This is a genomic window from Streptomyces sp. NBC_01498 (genome assembly GCF_036327775.1).
Taxonomy (GTDB): domain Bacteria; phylum Actinomycetota; class Actinomycetes; order Streptomycetales; family Streptomycetaceae; genus Streptomyces.
On the sequence record NZ_CP109598.1, the window covers coordinates 555,493 to 580,646 of the forward strand.

A 25,154-nucleotide genomic window follows, 5' to 3' on the forward strand; every position below is an offset into this window, starting at 1 on the left:
GGTGGCAGACTGGCCGCCGGTCTTTCGAACGGAGTTCCCTGGTGCCCATGATCCGTCGCCTCCGCCGGGCGGTGCGGCGCGTCTACCGCAGTACCGTCGACCTCAGCCACCCGGCCCGGTCGCCGCTCGGTAGCGCCGTGGTGAACTGCGTCGTCTACGAGGACGGCATACGGCAGCCGGGCGACCACCCGGCCGAGGAAGCCGTGCGACGGGTCCGCGGTACCGGCAGGGGCTTCGTGTGGATCGGTCTGCACGAGCCCGGTGAAGCCGAGCTGAAGGGGCTGGCCGAGCTGTTCGGGCTCCATCCGCTGGCGGTGGACGACGCCGTGCACGCCCATCAGCGGCCGAAGGTCGAGGAGTACGACGGGGTGCTGTTCGCGGTGTTCAAGACCTGCCGCTATGTCGAGCACGAGAAGCTCACCGCCACCAGCGAGGTCGTGGACACGGGTGAGTTGATGGTCTTCGCCGGGACCGACTTCGTGATCACGATCCGGCACGGCAGGCACGGTTCGCTGGGTCCTCTGCGGGAGCGGCTGGAGGCCGCGCCGGAACGGCTCGCGATGGGAACGTCGTCCGTTCTGCACGCGATCGCGGACCAGGTGGTGGACGACTGTCTCACCGTCGCGGACGCCGTCCAGGACGACATCGACCATGTCGAGTCCGATGTCTTCAACACGTCGGCGGGGCGCCCGGGCGGGGGCGAATCGGGCCGTATCTACCAGCTCAAGCGGGAGTTGCTGGAGCTGAAGCGGGCCGTGGCACCACTGGACCGGCCGCTGGGCATGCTGGCCAACCGGGCGCTTCCGGTGGTGACTCCCGCCGTACGGCCGTACTTCCGCGACGTCACCGACCATCTCGCCCGGCTCACCGAGCAGATCGCCGCTTTCGACAGTCTGCTGGACTCGATCCTCCAGGCGCATCTCGCGCAGGTGACCGTCGCGCAGAACGAGGACATGCGCAAGATCACCGCGTGGGCCGCGATCATCGCCGTACCGACCATGGTCTGCGGGATCTACGGGATGAACTTCGAGCACATGCCCGGTCTGGGGTGGACGTACGGGTATCCGGCCGCCGGCGCCCTCATGGCCACCGCCTGCTACGTGCTGCACCGGAGCTTCCGGCGCAACGGCTGGCTGTGACGGCGGTCCGGGACCGCCCGCCGTCACGACCCCCACCGCCGTCCACCGCCCTCCACGACCCCTCGGTGCCCCGTTCGACCCGCCCCCGTTCAGCCGTTCCCCTTCTCCTCGCCGTCTCCTCGCCGCCTCCTCGCCGTCTCCTCGCCGCCTTCTCCCGCCCCGGTCCCGCCGGCCCGCGTCCACCCTTTCGAAAAAAGGTTCGAACCCTTCTGAGTACGGTGTACGCTGACTGCTCGCCGAGCCTGCCGAGGAGCCGTCCGTGAACATCCCGACCGCCGACAGTCACCATGTGATCCAGGTCCGCGGGGCCCGCGAGAACAATCTGAGGGACGTCTCCGTCGACATCCCCAAGCGCAGGCTCACGGTCTTCACCGGCGTCTCGGGCTCCGGCAAGTCCTCCCTCGTCTTCGGCACCATCGCCGCCGAGTCGCAGCGCCTGATCAACGAGACGTACACGGCGTTCATCCAGTCGTTCATGCCGAGCATGGGCCGGCCGGACGTCGACTCGCTGCACAATCTGAGTGCCGCGATAGTCGTCGACCAGGAGCGGATGGGCGCCAACTCCCGTTCCACGGTGGGCACGGCGACCGACGCGTACACGATGCTGCGGATCGTGTTCAGCCGGCTCGGTGTCCCGCACGTCGGCACGTCGACCGCCTTCAGCTTCAACGCCGCCGAGGGGATGTGCGCCGAGTGCGAGGGCATCGGCCAGGTGTCGAAGATCGACATCGATCAGCTGGTCGACCGTGAACTCTCCCTGAACGAGGGCGCGATCACCGTCCCCGGCTTCGCCGTGGACTCCTGGTACTGGCAGATCATGGCTTCCTCGGGCTTCTACGACCCGGACAGGAAGCTCAAGGACTTCACGCCCGAGGAGTGGGAGGTCTTCCTCCACCGGAGCGCGACGAAGGTCAAGATCGGCACCGGCAACATGACGTACGAGGGGCTCGTCACCAAGGTCAACCGTATGATCCTGGTCAAGGACCGGGACTCGATGCAGGCGCCCGTCAAGGCGTTCGTGGACCGGGCCGTGGTGTTCGCCGAGTGCCCCTCCTGTGGGGGCAGCCGGCTGAGCGCCGCCGCGCTCTCCTCCCGGATCGACGGCGTGAACATCGCGGAGTGTTCGGCGATGCAGATCAGTGATCTGGCTCAGTTCATCCGCACCATCGAGGACCCGGGCGTGGCGCCGCTGCTGGGCAATCTGCGCGATCTGCTGGAGTCGCTGGTGGAGATCGGGCTCGGCTATCTGAGCCTGGACCGCACCTCGTCCTCCCTCTCCGGCGGCGAGGCGCAACGCGTGAAGATGGTGCGGCATCTCGGCTCCAGCCTCACCGATGTCACGTACATCTTCGACGAGCCCACCATCGGCCTGCACCCGCACGACATCCGGCGGATGAACGACCTGTTGCTGAGGCTGCGGGACAAGGGCAACACGGTGCTGGTCGTCGAGCACAAGCCGGAGGTCGTCGCGATCGCCGACCATGTGGTCGACCTGGGGCCCGGCGCCGGTACGGACGGCGGGCGGGTCTGCTACACGGGTGACGTGGCGGGGCTGCGCGCGTCCGGCACCCTGACCGGGCGGCATCTCGAACACCGGGCGAAACTGCGGGAGTCGGTGCGTGAGCCGAGCGGACAGCTGTCCGTGGAGGGCGCCGGTCTGCACAATCTGAAGAACGTGAGCGTCGACATCCCGACCGGCGTGCTGAGCGTGATCACGGGAGTCGCCGGATCGGGCAAGTCGTCGCTGATCCATGGCTATCTCTCCGGCCGGGACGGTGTCGTGGTGGCGGACCAGTCGCCGATCCGGGGATCGCGGCGGAGCAACCCGGCCACGTACACAGGGCTGTTGGGCCCGATCCGTACGGCGTTCGCCAAGGCCAACGGCGTCAAGGCGGCGCTGTTCAGCGCCAATTCGGAGGGTGCCTGCCCCAACTGCAACGGCCTGGGGCTCGTGTACACCGATCTCGCGATGATGGCGGGCGTCGCGTCGGTGTGCGAGGAGTGCGAGGGCAAGCGGTTCACGCCCGAGGTGCTCACGTACCGGCTGAACGGCAAGAACATCAGCGAGGTGCTGTCCATGTCGGTGGCGGAGGCCTACGACTCCTTCACCTCCGGTCAGGCGCACGCGATTCTCGGCCGGCTCACCGATGTGGGGCTGAGCTATCTGCGTCTCGGCCAGCCGTTGAACACCCTGTCCGGCGGCGAGCGGCAACGGCTGAAGCTGGCGATCCAGATGGCCGAGAAGTCGTCGGTCTACATCCTGGACGAGCCGACGACCGGGCTGCACATGGCGGACGTGGACAAACTCCTCGCGCTGCTCGACCGGTTGGTGGACGCGGGCAACACCGTCGTCGTGATCGAGCACCATCTGGCGGTGATGGCCCACGCGGACTGGCTGGTCGACCTGGGGCCGGGCGGCGGTCACGACGGCGGCCGGATCGTCTTCACCGGCACACCGGCCGACCTGGTGGCCCACTCGGACACGGTCACGGCGCGGCACCTGCGGGAGTACGTCGGAGGGTACGTCGAGGGCGCCTGACGGGGGCCGGAGGGCGTACGACGACGCGTGGCCGACACGGGGCAGCGGCTGAACGGGATCGTGGTCGCGAGCGGGCGTACGGCTCCCGGGGAGTGCCTGGTCACGGGAGTGCGGGAGCGGTGGGGTCGATGCTTCGGACCACCGCGACCAGTCCGGCCACCACGGGCGACCCGGCCACCGGCCTGTCGGCATTCGCCCTGCTCTCGGACGCGGGCCCCACCTCGGCCGGCCCGCGCGTGGTGCACCACCCCCCGCGCGCCGCCCTGCGCCGCCCTGCGCCGGCACGCGTCGGCACGCGCCGGCGGATGTCGGCACGCGGCGGCGGAGGTGGTGATCCGGAGCGAGCCCCGATTCGCTCAACTTCCCTTTCCCTCAAGCGGGTTGACTACGGTGAGCCGGACGGGAGCCGCAGGCCGTTTTCCTGCGGAGCAAGCTTTCGTCAAGCGCCCGGCAAGGCTTCCGCGTCGCCTCTCGGGAATGTCTTCCCTCGCACGGGATCCGTTCGGGTTCTGTGCGGACGGAGTCGATTTCACCGGGGGAGACATGTCAGTGAGGGATGTCGGAGACAGTACGGACGTCGCCGTGCGCCGGGCGACGGAGGAGGGACGCGCGGTGAGCGGCGGGCCGTGGGTGACGCTGCCGGGGCAGAAGCGGGTGCTCGTCCTCGTGCACACGGAGGTGTACGGCAGGCGGCTGCGCGACCTGCTGCCGCTGCTGGAGTCCGATCTGCGGATCGAGGTGGTGTTCACGGTCGCCCCGCACGCGTTCAACGACGGCGCGGCGCGATTCCTGCGGGAGCTGGGCGCGACGGTGCTGCCCTGGCAGGACGCGGTCCGCACCGCGTTCGACCTGGTGCTGGCCGCGGGGTCGCGGGGAATGGAGCAGGTGCGGGGGCCGCTCGTCAGGATCTCCCACGGCGCGGGGCACATGTCCCTGGAGCGGGTGTCGCACGGCTCCGAGGGCGGGAGCGTGACGGACGGCGTTCGGGGACCCGCCGGTATCACCGGCCCCGGCTATCTGACCTGGAACGGGGTGGTGGTGCCCCGTGCGGTCGCTCTGCCGCACCATGACGACCTCGCGGCCCTGCGACGGTGGTGCCCGCAGGCGCTGCCGGTGGCCGAGGTGGTGGGTGATCCCGCCTACGACCGGATCGCGGCGAGCCTGCCGCTCCGGGAGCGCTACCGGGCAGCGCTGGGCCTGCGGACGGACGAGCATCTGGTGCTGGCGACCATGACCTGGGGCCGACGCTCGTCGTTCGGCCAACTGGATTCGCTGTTGCCGCGGTTACTGACGGAACTGCCCGGCCGGAGGTTCCGGACGGCGCTGCTCGTTCATCCCAACGTGTGGTCGTTCCATGGGAGTTGGCAGGTCCGGGCGTGGCTCGCCGACTGCCGGCGGGCGGGGGTGGTGGTGCTTCCGCCCGCGGTCGACTGGCGGGCCCCGCTGATCGCCGCCGACTCGGTGATCGGGGATTACGGTTCGCTGACGCTGTACGCGACGATGACGGACGCGCCCATCCTGCTGACGCGCTATCCGCACGGTGACGCCAATCCCGTGTCGCCGGGTGTCGCGATGGCGCTCGCCACGCCCGCGCTGTCGCTGTCCCGGCGGCTGGACGAGCAGCTCGACTACGCGGCGGCGCGGTATCCGCGTGAGGAGTACGCGCGGATCGGTGCCCGGCTCTCCTCCGAGCCGGGAGCCTTCAACCGGAACATGCGCGGACTGATGTACCGGCTGCTGGGGCTGGGTCAGCCCGCGTTCGCACCCACCACCGAACCGGTGCCGCTGCCGCCCGCGCTGCACGAGTTCGAAGAACTGGGGGCGGCGTGAGCGGACGGCGGGACGCGAGGGCGCCGGACGCGCACATGATCGGGGCGGACCGGGCCGTCCTCCCCGATCACGTCCGTGTCGACCTCGACAGTGACGCCTCCGCGGCGTGGCTCGAGTGCGCGGACGTGCTGTACGGCACCGGTGAACCGGCCATGGCGGCGCGGGTGTTGGACGCCCACCCCGGCTGTCTGCTGGCCAGTGTCCGGGACCGCGTGGACGGCCGCTGCACGGCGGCGGCCCGGGGTGTCCCCCGGACCGTCGAGGTCGGCCGGGTACGGGACGAACGGGATCACGCGCTGGTCGTCTCGGCGCTCTACCGGCTGTTGCTGGCGCTCAGAGGGGGTCCGGGGCCCGTAGGCGTTCCTCCAGACGCGCGGCGTCCGTCGGACTGACCGGGGCGTAGCGGGCCAGGGACTGTTCGTACCAGTCCCTGGCCCGCTGCGTGTCGCCCCTCTCCTGGGCCGTCTCGCCGAGCATCTCCAGGACCCGCCCCTGCCAGTGGACCGAACCGGTGTCCGCGAACTCCGAGAGCGCCAAGCCCAGTAACCGCTCGGCGGTGGCGAAGTCCCTTGTTGCGGGGGCCGCGTGGGCGCGGCCCAGGAAGGCCAGCGCTCGCGCGGCGTCGTACGGATCGGGTACCGCGCGCAGGTCGGCGCGGGCGCGGGTGAGAAGCGCGACGGCCTTCCCGGACTCGCCGGAGGCGAGCGCGATGTCGCCGAGGCACAGTCGCGACAGCGCGGCGCCCCGTACGTAACCGATCTCCTCCCGCAGCCCGAGGGCCTCGGTGAACAGGGTGGTGGCGGTCCCGAGCCGTCCCGCGAGCCGGTGGGACTGTCCCAGACCGTGCAGCGCCTGGGCTTGAGTACGCCGGTTGCCGTCGCGGCGGGCGCCTTCCAGAGCCTGGGTGAACCAGCCGATCGCCTCGTCGTGACTGCCGGAGTTGTAGAGGCCGCTGCCTCCGGTGGTGAGCATCCGGCTCACCGCCTCCGGGTGGCCCGCCCGCTCGGCGGCGGCCAGTCCCAGGCGGTGGGCCTCGACCCAGAGGTCGTACGGCCTGGTCCGGAGGAACAGCGGCTGCATGCCGTCCACGATCTGCCATGCGGTCGCGTGCCAGCCCCGGTCGACGGCGGTTCTCAGCAGGTCCATGAGATGCAGGCGTTCGGTGTCGAGCCAGGCCAGTGCGGCGGAGGGGTCGGCGAAGCGGCGTACGGCGACCGGGGTCCGCGCGTAGTCCCGGCGCAGTCTGCGGCGGGACGGGGAGAGCAGCGCCTCCGCGGCCGTGGCCGAGGCCACGTACCAGTCCGCGACCCGGCGCAGGACGCTCTCGCACGCTTCCGGTGTGTCCCGTGCGGCGGCGAGTTGGGCGGCGTGCAGGCGTACGAGATCGTGGAAGCGGTAGCGGTCGGGCCCCAGTTCCTCCACGAGATTGACCTCGATCAGCTCGTCCAACAGCCGATCGGCCCGCTCCACGCTCAGGGCGCAGGCCGCCGCCGCGACGGCGGCCGGGAACTCGGCGACCGGTGGCAGGCCCAACTGCCGGTAGCCTCTGGCGGTTTCGTCGGACAACACCTCGTACGACCCGTCCAGTGCCCGCTCCACGGCTTGCTCCCCTCCGGCGTCCAGGGCGGCCAGCCGGCCGCCCTCCCGGCTCATCGCCCGGGTCATCGCGGTCAGTGACTGCCGGGGACGCGCGGCCATCCGGGCCCCGGCGACGCAGAGTGCGAGTGGCAACCCGGCGCAGAGCCGGGCCAGTTGGTGCGCCGTCTCGCGCTCGCGGGCCACGCGTTCGTCGCCGAGGCGACGGGTCAGCAGTTCCACGGCGGAGGCCGGATCGAGGATGCCCAGATGATGGAAGGCCGCGCCGTCGACACCGAGCCCGGGAAGCTGGTTCCTGCTGGTCACCACCGTGAGAGCGGTGGCGGCCGAGGGGAGCAGGGGGCGGATCTGCGCGGCGCTGAGCGCGTTGTCCAGGTGTACGGCGATGCGCAGGCCGGTCGTGACGGTGCGCCAGAGGGCGGCCTGTTCGGCCGCCGCCGCGGGCACCTGGTCCAGGCCGAACGCCCGCAGGAACTGGCCCAGTACGGCGCCCGGTCCCACGGGTCCGTCCTTCGAATGGCCACGCAGATCGGCGTACAGCTGACCGTCCGGATAGTCGGCGGTGAGCCCGTGCAGCCAACGCGACACCAGGGCGGTCTTGCCGACTCCGGCCGCGCCGGTGACGACGACCGTCAGCGCCGAGGCGCCCGGGTGGGCGGAGCGGAGGGACTCCAGGGCCCCGAGATCGGACAGCCGGTTGGTGAAGTGGGCGGGGCCGGGGATGAGTTGACGGGGTACGGGTGGTGCGGGGCGTCGTTCGCCGGTGTGGACGTGTACGCCGCCATGGATCTCACCCGCCTGGATGGCGGTGCCGTCGATGCTCGCGCCGCCCGCGATGGAGTTGGCGGCGGACACGGAGGGACCGGCCGGGGTCATGAGAGTCAGCCACAGGCGCAGCGCCTCGGCCAGTTCGGGCCGGGCGTCGGCCTCGGCCAGGAGGCTTCCGGCGAGCGCGGACGCCGTGGCCGTGTCCCAGGGCCCTCGTGGAAGCGACTCGCCGGGCGCCAGACCTGCCAGGGTCCGACGGGCCGTCTCGTCGGCCCTGCCCAGTGCGCCCGCCAATGCGGGCACCGTCAACCGGTCCATGCCGCCGCCCCCCTGCGCCGTCCGCGTCAACTCCTCACGGTAGAGCCACGATCGCTCCGTGTGTATGCCCGAGCACCATCCGTACGGGTCCGTTCGCCGCCCGTACGGGTCCGGTACGGGTCCGGCGCGGATTGCGTACGGGCGCCGTACGGGCGCTGTACGAGTGCGGCTCCGGGCGCCGACCAGTTCTGCGCGAATTCCGCACGACACCGCAAGAGTGTGACGAAATCAGACACATTTCGGCCAATAAATATCCCGAGTTGAGCATCACTATCGATCGAAGTTGACCGCATGTCACTCTTGAGACACGCGGGGTGAACCGGCTACGGGGGGTGCTGGTGGACTTCGAGATCCTGATCCTGGGGCCGGTGGAGTTGCGGCGGAACGGGTTCCGGGAGATGTACGGCTCCGCCAAGGCCGTCCGCATGCTGGCCGCGCTGGCGCTCGACGTCGGCCGCGCCGTGCCCCTGGACACACTTGTCGAGCGCCTGTGGGACGACCGGCCACCCGGGAAGCCGGGTGCGTCCCTCCACTCGTACGCGACCCGGATCCGCACCCGTCTGGGCGCCGACCGGCTGCGGCACGAAGCCCACGCGTACACGCTGGACGTCGAGCCGGACGCGGTGGACCGGCACCGTCATGATCGGCTGGTCGCCCAGGCCGGCTCACTGGCCGCCAGCGGCGACGACCCTCAGGCACTGACCCTTCTCCGGCAGGCCGACGCCCTGTGGCGTGGCAAGCCCCTCACCGGCATGACGGGACTGTGGGTGGACCGCGTGCGCCACGCGCTCGGCGAGCGCAGACTCACGGCCACCCTGCTGCGGACCGAGATCGAATTGCGCATGGGCCACTTCGCGGACGTGGCGGGTGCGTTGTCCGACCTGATCGTCCGCCGTCCGGCGGACGAGGTGATCACCCGGCAGTACATGACGGCCTCCTACGGATGCGGACGGCAGACGGACGCGCTGCGCGCGTACGAGACGCTGCGGCGGCTGTTGCGCGAGGAGGGTACGGAACCGGGCGAGGCCGTCACCCGTGCGTACCGCGCCGTCCTGGATCGCGCGCCCGTCGCCGACCTACTGACGGGCCAGGCGTCCGCGACGGGAACTCCCGCGCCCAACACCCTTCCGGCACATGGCGAGTTGATCGGCCGCGCCGAGGAACTGCGCGCGCTCCGCAAGCCGTCGTCCGGCACCGTCGCCCTGCACGCCATCTCCGGAATGGCGGGTACCGGAAAGAGCCTGCTCGCCCTGCACACCGCCCGGCGGCTCGCCAGGCACTACCCGGACGCGGCGCTCTACGTCAACCTCGCCGCCCACGCGTCGGGACGGGACCCGCTGACACCTGAGGCCGCCCTGGCCGCGCTGTTACGGCAGTTGGGGGTGACGGCCGCCGGGATACCCCATGACCTGGCGGACCTCGTCAGCCTCTGGCGCACGCTGCTCAGCGCCCGCCGCACGGTGATCATCCTCGACGACGCGTCCGACACGGCTCAGGTCCTTCCGCTGCTCCCCGGCACGTCGCCGTCCCTGATCCTGATCACCAGCCGGCGCAGGCTGAGCGGACTTCCCGGGGCCCAGCAGCTCTTCCTGGATGTCCTTTCCACAAAGGAGGCGGTGGACCTTTTCACCAGTCTCGTCACTCCGGAACGGGCCCGGGACCAGCGCGACATCTCCGTTCTCGCGCAGCTCTGTGACCATCTTCCGTTCGCGATCGAATTGGCCGCGGGGCGTCTCAACTCCCGCCCGGCATGGACGGTCTCGCACCTGGTGCGGCGCATGTCCAAGGAGTCGGGACGACTGGCGGAACTACGCGACGGCGGCTCCGAGATCATTTCCGCTTTCGCCATGTCGTACGACACGCTGCCCACCGATCAGAGAAGAGCGTTCCGCCTTCTCGGCCTGCACCACGGAACGGACTTCGGCGTGCACTCGACGGCGGCGCTCACGGATCTGCCACTGGAGCGGGCCGAAAGGATCCTGGAGTCGCTCCAGGACTCGCACCTCATTCGGGAACCGACTCCCGAGCGCTTCTCCCGGCACGATCTGATCACCGAATACGCGCTCATGCTGACCGTTTCCCATGATTCCGCGCCCGTTCGCGAGGCGGCACTCGACCGTTTGTCGGACTTCTACCTGAGGGCGGCGGCGGAGGCGGAACACGCCCTCAACCCGCTGCGCCCGCGTACCGATCTGTCGCTGCCGCCGTCGCCGTACGTCCTGCCGGACTGGGCGGAGCCGCAGCAGGCGCGCGCCTGGCTCGTCGCGGAGCACACCGCCCTCGCCGCGACCGCGCGGTACGCCCGCCGGCACGGCAGTCCGGGCCGTGCCGCTCATCTCGCCCATGTGCTGGCGGGCTTCCTGGAGTCCGAGGGGTACTGGGAGGAGGCGGAGGAACTCCACACCTTCGCCGTCGACCACTGGCGCACGGAGGGCGACGCCGCCCGGGAGGCACGCTCGCTGATCGACCTCGCGGCGGTCCGGTCGCAGACGGGTCGGTACACCGAGGCGGAGCGGAGCGCGCGGCGCGCCCTGGGCACGGCGAGGTCCGTGGGCGACACCGAGGCGGAGGCGGAGGCCCTTCGGGCACTCGGGCTGCTCTACTGGAACACCGGCCGACTGGACGAATCGCGTGAATGCAGCGAAGAAGCGCTGAGCATCAAACTGGCGGCCGGAGATCCCTGGCAGATCGCGCGGTACAAGAACAACCTGGGGATAACCGTCCTGCATCTGGGCCTGAACAGAGAGGCCATGCAGCTTTTCCGGGAAGCGATGACCGGATTTGTACAGAAAATGGACCCGCGGGGCGAGACACAGGCGCTGAACAATCTCGCGGACGGATACCAACGCATGGGTGAGAGGGAAGCCGCCCACGAAACCTTCACCCGGGTACTCGATATCGCACTGCGCGTGGGAAGTCTTTCGGAACAGGCAATCGCTCAGCTGAACAAGGCGAGTACGATGCCGCCTTCGGCGAAACTCGAGGATTGTCTGCATCTGTTGCGGGAGGCGCTTTTCACCTTCCGCAGGATAAATGATCGCCGTAACGAGGCGGTGACGCTGAACGCCGTCGGAGCGGCACTGTTCCGCGCCGGCCAGTACGCGGAGGCGGCGGCCCACCACACCACGGCCCTCGGCCTGGCCCACCGGATCGGCATCGCACAGGAGCAGGCGTCGGCCCATTGCGGCCTCGGCTGGGCGGAACTGCGCGCGGGGAGGCGGAATGCCGCGTCACGTCAGCTGACGACAGCGTTGTCCCTTTCCCAGCGCATTCGCGCGCGCCACGAGGAAGCACTGGCATATGCCGGTTTGGGCGAACTGGAACTGGCGGCCGGACGGACACGAGAAGCTCTCTCCTACTTGGAGAGGGCGCACTCCGCATTCGAGCCCATCAACAGGTTCGAGGCCGATCGGATCCGAAAGAAAATGAGCGCAATCGAAGACGCTGGTCTACACCAATAGGGTGAGCGAAGAACGGTCGTACACCGATCCAGATCGGTCGCGAATCGCTCTCGATTTGCATACTCGGGCACTCGGATGATCTTATTCGGGCATAGATCGTACTGGCTTTCGAGCCCGCCCCCGAAGGATCTCCCGAGTGACCCCTGACTTTCTTGTGGCCGTGCTGCTGATGACAGCGAATCCCGAACTGCCGGAGCGCACGGACGTGCCCCGGAGCGTCGCAACGGCCCATGCGGAACCCCGTCCCGCCCAGTGCATGCCGAGTTCGACTTCCTGAGGCGTGCTGCCCCCGACGACCGGACGCCGCCCCGTGCCGAGCACCTCTCGACGTGGGGCGGACGGCCTCTCGGGCGAAGGCCGTGACCACGCTTCCACCAGCAGAGCCCGTAACGAACACGCCGGGGGCGACCGTGAGCCGACCACTGCTGTTCCTCGATGTGGACGGGCCCCTCAACCCCTGTGCGGCGCAGCCGGAGAGGCGGCCCGAGGGCTGCACAACGATCAGGGTGCCCCGCGCAGGCGGAACTCCGGAGGAGGATGAACTCCTCCTCCGCCGACGGCCGTTGCGCATCTGGCTCAACCCCGCGCACGGGCGCGAACTGCTCGGGCTCGGCTACGAACTGTGCTGGGCCACCACATGGATGGCGGACGCCAACCGGTGGATCGCCCCGGTGCTCGGCCTTCCCCCGCTCCCGTTCGTCGACTTCGGTGACGCTCTGTTCCAGGAGCGCCCCGACGGAGTCCACTGGAAGACCGCCGTACTGGTGGACCATGCCGACGGGCGTCCCTTCGCCTGGGTGGACGACGAACAGAGCGACAGCGACCAGGCGTACGTGACCGCCCACCATCGCGCGCCGTGCCTGCTGCGCCACGTCAACCCGCGCGTCGGGCTGCGCGAGGACGACTTCCGTGCGCTGGGCCGCTTCGCCCGGTCCCTGCTCCCGGGCGACGTCCCGTAGGCCGCCCGCCCCCTCAGCCCCGGTACGTCTCCAGGAGCCGCAGCCAGATCTCGCTGATGGTCGGGTAGGCGGGGACCGCGTGCCAGAGGCGGTCGATCGGGATCTCGGCGGCGACCGCCACCGTGGCCGAGTGGAGGAGTTCGCCGACGCCGGGGCCCACGAACGTCACGCCCCGCAGGGTCTCGGTGTCCAGGTCCACGATCATGCGGGCGCGGCCCCGGTAGCCGTCCGCGTAGAGGCTCGTGCCCGCGACGTTCGCCATGTCGTAGTCGACCGCGCGGACCCGGTGGCCCGCGTCCTCGGCCTCCTTCAGGGTGGGGCCGACCGAGGCCACCTCCGGGTCGGTGAAGACGACCTGCGGGACGGCGTCGTGGTCGGCGGTCGCCGCGTGGGCGCCCCAGCGGTCGGTCTCCAGCAGGGGGACGCGCCGGGCCCGGGCGCCGATCGCGGCTCCCGCGATGCGGGCCTGGTACTTGCCCTGATGGGTGAGGAGCGCGCGGTGGTTGACATCGCCGACCGCGTACAGCCAGTCGGTTCCCTCGACCCGGCAGCTGTCGTCCACCGTCAGCCAGGAGCCCGCCGTGAGACCGACGGTGTCCAGGCCGATGTCCTTCGTACGCGGGGCGCGGCCGGTCGCGAAGAGGATCTCGTCCGCCTCGATCCGCTCGCCGTTGTCGAGAACGACGGTGACCGGTCCCGTGCCGCCGTCGCGTGCGACGGAGGTGACGGAGACGCCCGTACGTACGGAGGCGCCCGCCGCCGTCAGCGATTCGGCGACCAGTTCGCCCGCGAAGGGCTCCATCCGGGGCAGCAGGCCCTCTCCCCGTACGAGCATCGTGACCTCCGAGCCGAGGCCCCGGTACGCCGTCGCCATCTCGACGCCGACCACTCCCCCGCCCACCACCACGAGCCGGTCCGGCACGCTCGACGCCCCGGTGGCGTCGCGGCTCGTCCAGGGCCGGGCGTCGGCGAGGCCCGGCAGGTCGGGCACGACGGCGCTGGTTCCGGTGCAGACGGCGACGGCGTGGCGGGCGGTGAGGACCTGTTCGGTGCCGTCGGGGCCGGTGACGACCACCCGCTTCGGGCCGTCGAGCCGGCCGTGGCCCCGGTGCAGGGCGATGCCGACGGAGTCCAGCCAGGCGACCTGGCCGTCGTCCTTCCAGTGCGAGGTGAACGAGTCGCGGCGGGCGAGGACCGCCGGGACGTCGAGCGGCCCCTGGACCGACGTGCTCAGTCCCGGCAGTGCGCGCGCGTCCGCGCGGGCGATCACCGGGCGCAGCAGCGCCTTGCTGGGCATGCACGCCCAGTAGGAGCACTCCCCGCCGACGAGTTCGCTCTCGACGACGGCCGTGCTGAGTCCCGCCGCTCCCGCGCGTTCGGCGACGTTCTCCCCGACCGGTCCCGCGCCCAGCACCACCACGTCGTATTCCACGGCATCCGTCATGGGGCCAGTCTGGTGCGCCGTCCGCCGCATGGCCAGACGATCTTCGGGCATGGGCCAGGAATACGGCGGTGGTACCCACCGTTGTCCGAGGCGGCTTCCCCCGGAGAAACCAGGAAGAGGTATGAGGTCATGGCCACTGTGGAACTCACCAAGGAGAATTTCGACCGGACGGTGTCGGAGAACGACTTCATCCTGATCGACTTCTGGGCTTCCTGGTGCGGTCCGTGCCGTCAGTTCGCCCCGGTGTACGAGCAGGCGTCCGAGCGCCATGACGATCTGGTCTTCGCCAAGGTCGACACGGAGGCGCAGCAGGAGCTGGCGGCGGCGTTCGAGATCCGCTCCATTCCGACGCTGATGATCGTCAGGGAGAACGTCGCGGTCTTCGCGCAGCCCGGCGCGCTGCCCGAGACGGCCCTGGAGGACGTCATCGGGCAGGCGCGCGCGCTCGACATGGACGAGGTCCGCAAGTCGGTCGCGGAGGCGGAGGCCGCCGCGCGGGCGAACGCACCGGGCGGGGCGGCGCAGGACGGCGGCGCCGCGAGCGCGTAGGTTCCGTCGTTCGGATCGGGCCGGATCGGTGAGCGCCCGCCGCGTCGGCGGGCGATGTCACGTCGGTGCCGTAGGTCGCACGGCGGCGGAGGGAGGCATGGCTGAGGCCATTCCTCCCTCCGGTGCTTTAACGGCGGCGAGGCGTGGTGCCGGGGCGCGCGAGCCCGGCAAGCTCCGAACGACAGGCCCTGGAGCGGCCGCGTCAGCGCTCCAGTACGAGGGCGAGGCCCTGACCCACCCCGATGCAGAGGGCGGCGAGGCCGGTTCCCGAGCCCGCCGCGGCGAGTTGGTGGGCGACGGAGCCGGCCAGGCGGGCGCCGGAGGCACCCAGGGGGTGGCCGACGGCGATCGCGCCGCCGCGCGGGTTGACGAGGGCGGGGTCCAGTCCGGGCCATTCGGCGAGGCAGCCCAGCGCCTGGGCGGCGAACGCCTCGTTGAGTTCGAACGTGGTGAGGTCGTCGAAGTCCCGGCCCGCCCTGCCGAGGGCCCGGCGTACCGCCTCGACCGGACCGAGGCCGAACAGCTGCGGCTCGATGCCGGTGACGGCGGAGGTCCTGATCCGGGCGAGGGGTTCGCGTCCGGTGGCCCGCAGGCCCGCCTCGTCCACGAGCAGCAGCGCGGCGGCGCCGTCGTTCAGCGGGGAGGCGTTGCCCGCCGTGACGGTGCCCCGGCCGTCCGCACGGAAGCTGGGCCGCAGCTTGCCGAGCGCTTCGAGCGAGGTGTTGTCGCGGACGCATTCGTCGCGGACGAGGTCCACTCCCGCGTACGGCACGACCTCCGCGTCGTACAGTCCCTCGCTCCACGCCCGTGCCGCCTTGCGGTGGCTCGCCAGCGCGAACGCGTCCTGGTCCTCCCGTGTGATGCCGTGCTTGTCGGCGACCAGTTCGGCGCCCTCGCCCAGCGGGACGGTCCACTCGGCGGGCATCCGGGGGTTGGTCATGCGCCAGCCGAGGGTCGTGGAGTGCAGTTGCTGATGCCCGGCGGGGAAGGCGCGTTCGGGCTTCTGAAGCACCCAAGGGGCGCGCGACATGGACTCGACGCCGCCCGCGACGACGATCGACGCGTCGCCGAGGGCGACGGCGCGCGCGGCCTGGATGACGGCTTCGAGACCGGAGCCGCAGAGGCGGTTGACGGTGACTCCGGGGACGGTCACGGGCAGCCCGGCGAGCAGTGCCGCCATACGCGCGACGTCGCGGTTGTCCTCGCCGGCGCCGTTCGCGGCGCCGAGCACGACGTCGTCGATCCTGGCCGGGTCGAGGTCCGGCGTGCGGTCGAGGAGGGCCCGTACGACATGGGCGGCGAGATCGTCCGGCCGTACGGAGGAGAGCGCGCCACCGAACTTTCCGATCGGTGTGCGGACGGCGTCGACGATGTAGACGTCACGGATGGTCATCGGGTCGTTCATCGGCTCTCCCCTTCGGTCGGCTGTCGCTCGCGGCACTCTTTCACGGCGGGCGCGGGCGGAACCGGGCGGGCGGGAGCGGCGGGGCCGGGAGGTCGCGGGACGGGCGGGGAGGCCGGCGGGCGGGAGTGCGGGCGGTCAGGTCAGGTCAGGTCAGGGGGATGGGGGTCGGGAAGCGGGGATCAGGAGGCGGGGGGTTGCGCGCCGCCGATCGGGTCCGGAACGTCGCGGACCCGCGCGGACAGCCCGTAGTCCACCTCGTAGCCGTCGATCAGCAGACCTTCGACGGTCCGGGTCTCCGGGTCGATGTCCGCGACCATGCCGCTGCCCGCGTAGCGCGGGTACCCCGACTCCCCGATCTCGCCGGTCACCTCGACCACGGCGGAGCGCAGCGCGGTCGACGCGTCGGGCGGGCCCGTGTGGTCGTCGGCGTGCTCCGGGACCAGGAGGATCTCGAAGAGCCGCGGGTAGGGATGCCAGTGAGTGCTCATGCCGGTGACGCTAGACAACGGGCCGGGGGCGCGCATGTCGTCGGACCGCGCGCGGGGTGTCCGGCGGCGCGCGCGTGTCGGGGACGGCGCGCGCCCGCGTACGGAGGTGTACGGAGGTGTATGTGTACGGAGGTGTGCGGAGGTGTCAGGTCGATTCGCGGAGTACGGCGCGGGCCCCCATCAGGTCGTGCCGCTCCGGTTCACCGCCGGGGTCCCGCACCACACGGTCGACCAGCGCGGCCAGCCGCTGCCCGGTGACGAGGTCGATCCGCACGGTGGACAGCCGGGGGCGCAGCAGCTTGCCGAGCAGCAGGTCGTCGGAGCCGAGCACCGCCGTGTCGCCGGGGACGGAGACGCCCGCGTCCTGGAGGGCCCGCATCAGGAGCATCGCGTACTCGTCGTTGTAGGCGTGCACGGCGTCCAGTCCGAGGGCGTCCCAGCGGGCGGCGAGCGCGGCGGCCGACTCCTCGGTGTACGCCAGCGGCAGTGGTACGACGCGGGCCCCGGTCGCCGATTCGGCGACGGCGGCCCGTGCCCCGGCCAGCCGGGGTTCCGAGAACAGGGCCAGGCCCGTCTCCTCAGGCATCACGACGCCGATCCGGCGGCGGCCCCGCTCCAGCAGGTGCTCGGCCGCGCACCTGCCGATCCCGCGCTGGTCCATGACGAGGGCGTGCGCCCCTTCGACCCGCTGCGGCCCGAGGGTGATGACGGCCCTCGCGCCGGAACGCTTGAGTATCTCGACCCCCTGCGGGGTGAGCGCGATCTCGCCGAGGGAGACGACGGCGACCGGGCGCAGTTCGGCCCAGGCGCGGGCGGCCTCGTCGCCGCCGAGTCCGAGGCTGCCGTACTGGACGACGGTGTAGTCCAACCGCCGCAGCGCCCACTGGAGTTCGTTGAGGAAACCGCTGTAGAGCGGGCCGACGGGGATGTGCGCGGTGGGGAGCAGGACGATCCTGGTGTGCCCCGCGCGCAGGCTGCGCGCGGCGGCGTGCGGGACGTAGGCCAGCTCCTCGGCGGCCTCCCGGACCTTGCGGCGGGTGGGCTCGCTGATCCGTACGGCCGACGTGTTGTTGAGGACGTACGAGACGGTGGCCCGCGAGACTCCGGCCAGCCGCGCGACGTCGGCGCTGGTGGGGACGGGGCGGGGGGCGCGGCGGCGCGCGGGGTGCTCGGTGCGGGGACCGTCCGGGGGCTCGGCGGGCCCCGGGAACGGCGGCGGGTTGGGTCGTGCGGACGACTGCGGGGAGGGCTGTTCAGGTAAGTGGTTCATCGCTCCCCGCATCTTTCCAGACAGATCGCCGCCCGCGTCCGGGGTCTGTCCGACTGACCGTCACCTTCCTTCAATCTAACGGGAGTTCGTGGAGTTCGTGGATGTCACGCCGCTTCGGCCCGTGGAAGTCGCTCGCTTCGAGCGGCAGCGTCCCGCGACTGTGCCCTGAGCGGGACATTCAAGGTTCCCCGCAGATTCCCCCAAGGTCGGGGTGGGAGATTTCCCCGACCAACCCGAGGGGGAGCCATCATGCGCGTCAGAAACGCACTCGCCGTCGCCGCGGCCGCGGTCGCACTCGGCACCGGCATCACCGCCACACCGGCCGCGGCCGACACCCGCGGCGGTACGTCAGCCACCGCCTGGACTCCGACCACCACTCTGAACAACGGCCCGATCAGGGAGTGTTACGCGGCCTCGTGCGACGAGGTCTGGCGTCCGGGACCCGGCGAGACGGTGCGGTGGAGCCACTACGCGATCAACAGTTCCGGGAACCGCTGGTACTACGTCCAGTACGTGTTCGGCAACGGCATCCCCAAGACCGTGTACGGCTGGATCTACTGCGACAACGTCACCGCTCCCTGCTGAGCCGCCCCCGGGCACACCGTACGGAGCCCCCGGGCTCCGGTTCTCGGGCTCCGTACCGCCCCGGCGTGACCGGCCGGTGATCCGACACGAGCGTCCTCGTCGACGGGCCGGCCGGCCCGTCGGCGTCCGCCGCGGGAACAAGGCCCGTCAGGGCTTTTCGGGCCTGCGGGCCAGCAGGCAGGCGCGCGGTCTGTTCACCCGTCCGCCCGGCTCCTGCTCCAGCCGAGCGGTGACGACGAATCCGGCCCGCTCCAGCAGGCCGCTCACGCGGTCCAGGGGCAGCAGATACGACTCGTAGGACACCGGACGGCCGTAGCCCCGGGTCGGCCGCAGCCGTTCGTCGCCGACGTAGTCTCCCCAGAGCAGGTGGCCGCCGGGCGCCAGCGTGCGGTGGAACTCGGCGAACACCGCCGGCAGCCACTTCGGGGGCGTGTGGTGGGTGGAGTACCAGGCCAGGATGCCGCCGAGCTCGTCGTCCGCCGTCTCCAGCGCGGTCATCGAGCCCTCGGTGAACCGGAGGTTCGGATAGGCGTGCCGGGCCAGCGCGACCATCTTCGGCGACAGATCGACGCCGAACGCGGGCACCCCCAGCCCGGCCAGGTACGCCGTCACGCGGCCGGGGCCGCACCCCAGGTCCGCGACCGGCCCCGGACCGGCCGTCCGCACCAGTTCGGCGAACACCGCCAGCATCGCGCGTGACAGCGGGTCCATCTCGGCCGGTGACGGGACGCGCTCGACGTAGTCGGCGGCGACCGTGTCGTACGACTCGCGGACGGCGGTCAGGTAGGAGGACTCAGCCATGCGGGCACCCTAGAGCAGAGAACCGACAGGCCGTGTCCTGAACGTGGGTCGAGCTGCGCGGCTCCGCCGCCGCGGACGCTCGGCCATCACACCACCCCGGTGGTCGTTTCCGGTCGGAGCACTGGCGTGCCCGTCTCACACAGCGCCTGAACCTCGTCCACGCGGGCCGCGATCCGGGCGGCTTCGCACCTTCGACGGGTCACGCGGGATCCCTTCGTTCTCGGACGGCGGCGGGCACGTGGTGCGGTCCGGGAAGAGCCTCAACGGACGGGCCGGATCGCTGTGTTCACGGGGTCAGGCCCAGCCGTCGAGGGCTCGGCTGTCCGGGGTGGGTGACGTGATTTCGCTGCTCAGGGCTTGGTGGCGGTAGTCGCGGGGCGGGAGGCCGAAGGCGTTGCGGAAGGTGCGGGAGAAGACCGCAGGATCGGTGAAGCCGCAGCGGACGGCGATGTGGTGGACAGGGGTGGTGTGGTGGGCGGGGTCGATCAGGAAGCGGCGGGCCTGTTCGAGACGCTGTTGGCGGATCCACGCGGCCGGGGAGGTGTGGTGGCCGAGGGTACGGAAGACGGTGTGCAGGTGTCTCAGGGAGATGTGGTGGGCGGCGGCGATCGTGCCGGGGGTGAGGTCCGGGTCGTGGAGGTGATGGCGGACGAAGGTCTGGATCCGCAGGGCGAGGGCGCGGGTACGCGTCTCCGGCGGGAGTTCGTTGTCGGCGTCCAGATGGTGAGCCAGGGTCGCGGCGAGCAGGTCGACCACCACCGGCTCCAGACGGGGCCCGTCCGACGGACGGAATGAACAGATACTTTCCGTCCCGAGCCTGACGAGTGTTTCGGCCAGCAGGGCTCCCGGCCCTTCCCGGCCCGACAAACGGCGCGTCACCAGCCGGCGCACCTGGTCGCCGGGCAGAGGCAGAAGCCGTCGCGGGACCTCAAGTGCAACCACCGCGCTGTCGTCCTTGTTGATGCAGTCGAATGGTTCCGATGTGCTGACGACGTACATCTCCCACGGACCGTGGAAACCACTCTGGCCTCTCTGGCTGATTCCGATTCCTCCGGTCAGCATGAGGGTCAGGTGGCAGATCTCCGGATCGGACTGGCGGATGAACCGCGGAGTCCGCTGAAATCTCATGGACTTCGACTTCGCCGGCCAGACGGTCACCTCGCCCAGGGTGCGAAGGCTCATCTCCGCCTGGAACTGGTCGGGTCGATCAGCGGTCAATTCCATCGGAGCCATGGTGCTCGCCATCAGCTCGTGCCACATGTCGAACTTTTCCTCCGGAGCGACATCTGAGGTCCGGAACACCGTCTCGTTCACCGTACTCCCCCGTGCGCGGTGTGGTCCTGTCCCGCAGTGAGACGGGTGGCGTCGCGAACCCGGTTTCACCCAGGAGCGATATGGCTTGATGAGCCGACCGGCGGGGCGCATTCGCGCAGCCTGGTCCCGCCGAGCTCATTGATCCTTTTCACGCGGCATGTGGCCTGAATTGACAATCCGGCGCGATGTCACAGCACCCGGGCGCTCAGGGCGTCGGACGGGTCGGTCGTCGGCGGACTATCGGCAACGCTCCCTTGGCGAAGCCGGTCGCAGTGCACGCATCGTCAAGAGACCTCTCATTCAGCAACAAGGAATCGCGGGATCGGGGCGGATACCGTCTCTGGCAACGGAATTCGCACCAACACGAATGCCAGGAACTCGCGGACATGAACTCTCGGACATGAATTCTCATGCTCCGAAGAGCCTGAGCCTCCGTGTTGGCGCACTCACCGCACAAGGAGATACGGCGTGGCAGCGATTGAGTTCAGTCATGTGAAGCACGGATCGAAGGACCCGTGTGTCACGACCTTCCAGAAGGCCCTGATAGCCAAGGGTCACAAGATCCCGTCCGGCGCGACCGGACTGTTCGGGAACGAGACCAAGGCCGCCTGCACCGCGTTCCAGCGGGCGCAGGGGTGGAGCGGCACCAACGCGGACGGGGCGCCGGGCCCGGAGACGTTCGCCCGGCTCAAGCTCACGGACGGCGGGCACAAGACCGGCGGCTCGGGAGGCGTCTCCTCCCCCGTGCCCGGCTACGGCATCAACAAGGGAAACCCCTACGGCAGGCGCAGTTCGGGCTACAGCGTCGGTTACCACACGGGCGACGACTACCCCGCGCCCACCGGCACGGACGTCGTGGCCGTGCGCGCGGGCACCATCGCGGAGTCGAAGAACGACGGCGCCTCGTACGGGAACATGATCGTCCTGCGGGCCGAAAACAACCGCGACTACTGGTACTGCCACCTCTCCAAGCGAGGCGTGAAGAAGGGCGACAAGGTCAAGGCCGGCCAGAAGCTGGGCGACGTCGGCTCGACGGGCAACTCCACGGGACCGCACCTGCATTTCGAGGACCGCCCGCACGGTGGCGGCTACGGAAACGACCGCAAGCCGTCCTGGTGACGACCACCGGAGAAAGGAGGCAGAGCACCATGGCATCACCCCTGTCCGCCACGGCCTTCATCGCCGCCCTGCGCGCCGAAGGCGTGAAGGTCACCGAAGTCGGCAACTGGCGCACCCACAACCGCAACCACAAGGGACCCTGGGGCCCCGTCCACGGAGTGATGATCCACCACACCGTCACGTCGGGCGCGGCGGGATCCGTCGCCCTGTGCCGTGACGGCCACAGCACCCTGCCCGGTCCGCTGTGCCACGGAGTCATCGCCAAGGACGGTGTCGTCCACCTCGTCGGACACGGCCGCACCAACCACGCCGGCGGCGGCGACCCCCTCGTCCTCAAGCACGTCGTCGCCGAGGACTACGGCGAACGCCCGCCCCGGCCCACCGCCGGCAACGCGGACGGAGTCGACGGCAACGCCCATTTCTACGGGTTCGAGTGCGTCAACCTCGGCAACGGGACGGACCCCTGGCCGGCCGCCCAGCTCACCGCGATCGAACGCGTCGGGGCCGCGATCTGCCGCCTCCACCGGTGGAGCGCGAAGAGCGTCATCGGCCACCTCGAATGGTCCAACGACAAGATCGACCCCAAGGGCTTCACCATGCCCGGCATGCGCGACCGCATCACCCGGCGACTGAAGACCCCGCCGACCGCCAAGTGACACCGGCAGCGGCCCCGGCATGAGAGCGGGGGCACGGGCAGAACGCCCGAGCCTCCGCTCGTCCGGCCCGTGGTCCCGATGACTGCTCATCGGGGAGAAAGCTCCGCCGGCCGGCGCCAAGGTGCGCCCGACAGCGCCGCTTCGCTGAGCGCGCGGTCGCAACGCCAGGTCGTCCGGGCGGGTTCCACCGGGGAATAGCGGCGCGAAGACCCCCGTCCCGAACGGCTTGAGGCGGGGGCCTTCGCGCTCTCCGGCCGGAGTGCTGTCACGTCGGGTCCCCCTGGCGCACGGTCGATCCCTTGGAGATCGTCGGCGTTTTTTCGCTGCTCAGGGCTTGGTGGCGGTAGTCGCGGGGCGGGAGGCCGAAGGCGTTGCGGAAGGTGCGGGAGAAGACCGCAGGATCGGTGAAGCCGCAGCGGACGGCGATGTGGTGGACAGGGGTGGTGCGGTGCGCGGGGTCGATCAGGAAGCGGCGGGCCTGTTCGAGACGCTGTTGGCGGATCCACGCGGCCGGGGAGGTGTGGTGGCCGAGGGTACGGAAGACGGTGTGCAGGTGTCTCAGGGAGATGTGGTGGGCGGCGGCGATCGTGCCCGGGGTGAGCTCGGGGTCCTGGAGGTGGTGGCGGATGAAGCTCTGGATCCGCAGGGCGAGGGAGCGGGTACGGGTCTCCGGGGGTAGTTCGCCGTCGGCGTCCAGATGGTGAGCCAGGGTCGCGGCGAGCAGATCCACCACCACCGGCTCCAGACGGGGCCCGTCCGACGGACGGAATGAACCGATGCTTTCCGTCCCGAGCCTGACGAGTGTTTCGGCCAGCAGGGCTCCCGGCCCTTCCCGGCCCGACAAACGGCGCGTCACCAGCCGGCGCACTTTGTCACCGGCGAGCGGCAGAAGCCGTCGCGGGACATCAAGTCCCACCGCGGTGATTTCTTTATTGGTGCAGTCGAAGGGATCCGAAGTACTGACGACGTACATCTCCCACGGACCGTGGAAACCACTCTGGCCTCTCTGGCTAATTCCGATTCCCCCGCTCAATGGAAGAGTCAAGTGGTAGCGATCCGGATCGGACTGCCGGATCAGTTGGGAAGTCCGTACGAAACTCATGGACTCCAAGCTGGTGGGCCACACGCCGACCTCTCCGAGCATGCGCAGGCTCATCTCCGCAGCGAACTGCTCAGGTTGATCGGCGGACATGTTCATCGGAGCCATGGCGTTCGCCATCTGCTCACGCCACATGTCGAACCCGTCCTCCGGTGCCACGTCCGCGGTTCGGAATACCGACTCGATCACCACAACCCCTCCTCGGCACGACTCTGTCCTCCCGGAGACGAGCAGCGTAATGATTCGGTTTCGCACGTCATTGACGACAGCCATCCCGCAGTACCGGCTCGGCTGGAATTGATGGGGCACGATCCAACCGCCTTTCCGGCCGGAACGTCAGCCTCCTCTCACCCGAGCCGAGATCAGCCTCCGGAAACTCGGTCGGCCGGAAGATTCCCTTCCTGGTAACGGGCCGCTGTCGAAGCCCGAATCGCGGGCGCCGACCGGAGGCGTGTCACCCGGGGCGGGCGAAGCCCGAGGCCGGACGGCGGCTCCGCCGTCCGGAATCCCCGGGCCGGGACCGCCGCACCCGTCGTGCGGTCGTCAGCTCGGGCTCCGGGTCCGGCGGCGGTGTACGGCGAGGACCGCGCCCGCGCCCACCACGGCGCCCGCCGCTGCCGCACCCGCGATCGGCAGCGCGGCGGAGGAGGGACCGGCCCCCGTGTCGCTGCCCGTGATCTCCAGCGAGATGGGGGCGGCGTTGTTGGCCCGGTGGGTGTCGAACGGCAGCGGCACGCCGGTCAGTACCAGTGAACCCTTGGCGCCCGGCACCTTCTTGTCGATCCTCAGCTTGAAGGCGAACGTGTCCTGGACGTGTTCCTTCTCCCCCAGGGCGCCGCAGATGTACATCTCGCCCTCGGCCCGGCAGGAGGGGTCGGGCCTGACGACCGAGGTGCCGGCGGGGAACGTGATCCGGACCAGGGCGGGCTTCGTCTCCGGCCGGTGGTACACCCACGCGGGGCCGTTGTTGGTGAAGGTGCCCTTCATCGTCACCGTGTCACCGACGTTCCCCCGCAGCGCGCCACCCGTGACCTCGTAGTCGGCCGTGTTGGCCGCCCGGACGGGCAGCTTGACCTCCTCCGCTGTGCCCTCGGCCCCGCCCGGTGCCTCGACCAGTCCGACGGCCGGTTCGTTCCCCGGCGACGGGGGGTTGTTCTCGTCCGAGCCCGGATCGAAGTTCGAGGCGCTCACCCACATCTCGTCGTCGAACGCGTGGGCCCGCGTCTTGACGGTGAAGGGCCGCTCAAGGGTGTGGACGACGCCCGGCTTCAGTGTCCGGCGGAACCGGCACACCGCGATCCACCTCTCGGGCATCTCGTCGTAGGCGCCGACGAACTGGGTCCGGCAGTTGGCGGGAACCTCCGTCATGTCGAGCCCCCGGGTCGTCGTGAACTTGATCCACACCTCGTCGACGGTCGAGGCGCCCTTGTTCACCACGGTGACCGGGAGTTCGAGGACGCTCTCCGGTTTCACGTCTTCGAGCGGCCCGACGCCTCCGACGAACACGCGTCCAGGGGGCTCGTCACCGATGGCGGGGGGAGCCGCGCCCAGTGCGATCAGGCCGGCGGCACCGAGAGCCGCGACGGCGGTTCGGGAGACGCGGCAGCGGTGTGGGGGACGGGGCATGGTGGAAACCTCTGTGGGGACGGGGGGGGACGGTCGGTGTCTCTCGCGTGAACTGTCCTTCGATTACTGGACAGTTACGCGTCCCGATCGGTTGCCCGCACGCTCCGGTCACCGTGCCGACCTCGTGGCCGGTCGCCGTCGGGCGACGACGTACGGACCGGAGCGCGCGGCCCCGGGGGCAGCACCCT

Annotated in this window: 18 protein-coding genes and 1 pseudogene; 10 read left to right on the forward strand and 9 right to left on the reverse strand. The window is 70.5% G+C overall.

Going from position 1 to position 25,154, the window contains the following annotated elements; translation table 11 throughout:
- Nucleotides 1–47: 47 nt before the first annotated feature.
- From OG875_RS02015 to OG875_RS02030, 4 genes are all read left to right on the forward strand, one after another.
- Nucleotides 48–1,139 (forward strand): magnesium and cobalt transport protein CorA, encoded by a 1,092-nt coding sequence (locus OG875_RS02015; protein ID WP_330172469.1) that lies wholly within the window; start codon nucleotides 48–50, stop codon nucleotides 1,137–1,139.
- A gap of 289 nt (nucleotides 1,140–1,428) precedes the next feature.
- A complete protein-coding gene (locus OG875_RS02020) occupies nucleotides 1,429–3,678 on the forward strand; it encodes an excinuclease ABC subunit UvrA (protein ID WP_330177567.1) in 2,250 nt (749 codons plus the stop codon).
- Between the two features lie 549 nt (nucleotides 3,679–4,227).
- Nucleotides 4,228–5,508 carry a hypothetical protein gene (locus tag OG875_RS02025; RefSeq protein ID WP_330172470.1) on the forward strand — a complete coding sequence of 427 codons (1,281 nt, stop codon included), beginning with the start codon at nucleotides 4,228–4,230 and terminating at the stop codon, nucleotides 5,506–5,508.
- Nucleotides 5,505–5,900 (forward strand): hypothetical protein, encoded by a 396-nt coding sequence (locus OG875_RS02030; protein WP_330172471.1) that lies wholly within the window; start codon nucleotides 5,505–5,507, stop codon nucleotides 5,898–5,900. The genes OG875_RS02025 and OG875_RS02030 overlap by 4 nt, the downstream gene beginning before the upstream one ends.
- Here OG875_RS02030 and OG875_RS02035 read toward each other — a convergent pair.
- Nucleotides 5,842–8,190 carry a tetratricopeptide repeat protein gene (locus OG875_RS02035; protein WP_330172472.1) on the reverse strand — a complete coding sequence of 783 codons (2,349 nt, stop codon included), beginning with the start codon at nucleotides 8,188–8,190 and terminating at the stop codon, nucleotides 5,842–5,844. The two genes, OG875_RS02030 and OG875_RS02035, sit on opposite strands and share 59 nt — an antisense overlap.
- 314 nt (nucleotides 8,191–8,504) lie before the next feature.
- Between OG875_RS02035 and OG875_RS02040 the strand changes: the two genes are divergently transcribed.
- Nucleotides 8,505–11,651, forward strand: a complete 3,147-nt coding sequence (locus OG875_RS02040) for an AfsR/SARP family transcriptional regulator (RefSeq protein ID WP_330172473.1) — start codon at nucleotides 8,505–8,507, stop codon at nucleotides 11,649–11,651.
- A gap of 410 nt (nucleotides 11,652–12,061) precedes the next feature.
- Nucleotides 12,062–12,610, forward strand: coding sequence for a hypothetical protein (locus tag OG875_RS02045; RefSeq protein ID WP_330172474.1), 549 nt, complete (start codon nucleotides 12,062–12,064; stop codon nucleotides 12,608–12,610).
- A gap of 13 nt (nucleotides 12,611–12,623) precedes the next feature.
- Here the strand turns inward: OG875_RS02045 and OG875_RS02050 are convergent, their stop codons facing one another.
- Complete coding sequence (locus OG875_RS02050; RefSeq protein ID WP_330172475.1) at nucleotides 12,624–14,054, reverse strand: dihydrolipoyl dehydrogenase family protein; 1,431 nt, start codon at nucleotides 14,052–14,054, stop codon at nucleotides 12,624–12,626.
- 129 nt (nucleotides 14,055–14,183) lie between these two features.
- Between OG875_RS02050 and trxA the strand changes: the two genes are divergently transcribed.
- Nucleotides 14,184–14,603, forward strand: coding sequence for a thioredoxin (gene trxA / locus OG875_RS02055; RefSeq protein ID WP_330172476.1), 420 nt, complete (start codon nucleotides 14,184–14,186; stop codon nucleotides 14,601–14,603).
- Nucleotides 14,604–14,805: 202 nt separating this feature from the next.
- On the opposite strand, the gene OG875_RS02060 is transcribed toward trxA, so the two are convergent.
- The 3 genes from OG875_RS02060 to OG875_RS02070 all read right to left on the reverse strand — a co-directional run bounded on the left by OG875_RS02060 (nucleotide 14,806) and on the right by OG875_RS02070 (nucleotide 17,766).
- Nucleotides 14,806–15,996, reverse strand: a complete 1,191-nt coding sequence (locus OG875_RS02060; RefSeq protein WP_330177568.1) for a thiolase family protein — start codon at nucleotides 15,994–15,996, stop codon at nucleotides 14,806–14,808.
- A 191-nt stretch (nucleotides 15,997–16,187) separates the two neighbouring features.
- Nucleotides 16,188–16,496, reverse strand: coding sequence for a hypothetical protein (locus OG875_RS02065; protein ID WP_330172477.1), 309 nt, complete (start codon nucleotides 16,494–16,496; stop codon nucleotides 16,188–16,190).
- Between the two features lie 145 nt (nucleotides 16,497–16,641).
- The gene (locus OG875_RS02070; RefSeq protein ID WP_330172478.1) at nucleotides 16,642–17,766 is read right to left on the reverse strand and encodes a LacI family DNA-binding transcriptional regulator; all 1,125 of its coding nucleotides are present in this window, start codon (nucleotides 17,764–17,766) and stop codon (nucleotides 16,642–16,644) included.
- A gap of 249 nt (nucleotides 17,767–18,015) precedes the next feature.
- Here OG875_RS02070 and OG875_RS02075 point away from each other — a divergent pair, with 249 nt between their 5' ends.
- Complete coding sequence (locus OG875_RS02075; RefSeq protein WP_330172479.1) at nucleotides 18,016–18,351, forward strand: hypothetical protein; 336 nt, start codon at nucleotides 18,016–18,018, stop codon at nucleotides 18,349–18,351.
- A 147-nt stretch (nucleotides 18,352–18,498) separates the two neighbouring features.
- Here the strand turns inward: OG875_RS02075 and OG875_RS02080 are convergent, their stop codons facing one another.
- Both OG875_RS02080 and OG875_RS02085 read right to left on the reverse strand, forming a co-directional pair.
- Nucleotides 18,499–19,152, reverse strand: a complete 654-nt coding sequence (locus tag OG875_RS02080) for a class I SAM-dependent methyltransferase (protein WP_330172480.1) — start codon at nucleotides 19,150–19,152, stop codon at nucleotides 18,499–18,501.
- A gap of 294 nt (nucleotides 19,153–19,446) precedes the next feature.
- Complete coding sequence (locus OG875_RS02085) at nucleotides 19,447–20,412, reverse strand: AraC family transcriptional regulator (protein ID WP_330172481.1); 966 nt, start codon at nucleotides 20,410–20,412, stop codon at nucleotides 19,447–19,449.
- 522 nt (nucleotides 20,413–20,934) lie between these two features.
- On the opposite strand from OG875_RS02085, the gene OG875_RS02090 reads away from it, so the two are divergent.
- Nucleotides 20,935–21,585 carry a peptidoglycan DD-metalloendopeptidase family protein gene (locus OG875_RS02090; protein ID WP_330172482.1) on the forward strand — a complete coding sequence of 217 codons (651 nt, stop codon included), beginning with the start codon at nucleotides 20,935–20,937 and terminating at the stop codon, nucleotides 21,583–21,585.
- A gap of 29 nt (nucleotides 21,586–21,614) precedes the next feature.
- Nucleotides 21,615–22,226 (forward strand): annotated as a pseudogene (locus tag OG875_RS02095) (N-acetylmuramoyl-L-alanine amidase); the annotation flags it as partial.
- A gap of 280 nt (nucleotides 22,227–22,506) precedes the next feature.
- On the opposite strand, the gene OG875_RS02100 reads toward OG875_RS02095, so the two are convergent.
- Entirely contained in the window at nucleotides 22,507–23,613 is a 1,107-nt protein-coding gene (locus OG875_RS02100) for an AraC family transcriptional regulator (RefSeq protein WP_330172483.1), read from the reverse strand.
- A 270-nt stretch (nucleotides 23,614–23,883) separates the two neighbouring features.
- Nucleotides 23,884–24,966 (reverse strand): hypothetical protein, encoded by a 1,083-nt coding sequence (locus tag OG875_RS02105; RefSeq protein WP_330172484.1) that lies wholly within the window; start codon nucleotides 24,964–24,966, stop codon nucleotides 23,884–23,886.
- Nucleotides 24,967–25,154: the final 188 nt, after the last annotated feature.

Excerpts from the sequence above, each read along its gene's own strand:
- OG875_RS02015 (WP_330172469.1), top strand. The coding sequence starts at position 48 with ATGATCCGTCGCCTCCGCCGGGCGGTGCGGCGCGTCTACCGCAGTACC.
- OG875_RS02035 (WP_330172472.1), bottom strand. The coding sequence starts at position 8,190 with ATGGACCGGTTGACGGTGCCCGCATTGGCGGGCGCACTGGGCAGGGCC.
- OG875_RS02050 (WP_330172475.1), bottom strand. The coding sequence starts at position 14,054 with ATGACGGATGCCGTGGAATACGACGTGGTGGTGCTGGGCGCGGGACCG.
- trxA (WP_330172476.1), top strand. The coding sequence starts at position 14,184 with ATGGCCACTGTGGAACTCACCAAGGAGAATTTCGACCGGACGGTGTCG.
- OG875_RS02060 (WP_330177568.1), bottom strand. The coding sequence starts at position 15,996 with ATGACCATCCGTGACGTCTACATCGTCGACGCCGTCCGCACACCGATC.
- OG875_RS02065 (WP_330172477.1), bottom strand. The coding sequence starts at position 16,496 with ATGAGCACTCACTGGCATCCCTACCCGCGGCTCTTCGAGATCCTCCTG.
- OG875_RS02070 (WP_330172478.1), bottom strand. The coding sequence starts at position 17,766 with ATGAACCACTTACCTGAACAGCCCTCCCCGCAGTCGTCCGCACGACCC.
- OG875_RS02075 (WP_330172479.1), top strand. The coding sequence starts at position 18,016 with ATGCGCGTCAGAAACGCACTCGCCGTCGCCGCGGCCGCGGTCGCACTC.
- OG875_RS02080 (WP_330172480.1), bottom strand. The coding sequence starts at position 19,152 with ATGGCTGAGTCCTCCTACCTGACCGCCGTCCGCGAGTCGTACGACACG.
- OG875_RS02085 (WP_330172481.1), bottom strand. The coding sequence starts at position 20,412 with ATGTGGCACGAGCTGATGGCGAGCACCATGGCTCCGATGGAATTGACC.
- OG875_RS02100 (WP_330172483.1), bottom strand. The coding sequence starts at position 23,613 with ATGGCTGTCGTCAATGACGTGCGAAACCGAATCATTACGCTGCTCGTC.
- OG875_RS02105 (WP_330172484.1), bottom strand. The coding sequence starts at position 24,966 with ATGCCCCGTCCCCCACACCGCTGCCGCGTCTCCCGAACCGCCGTCGCG.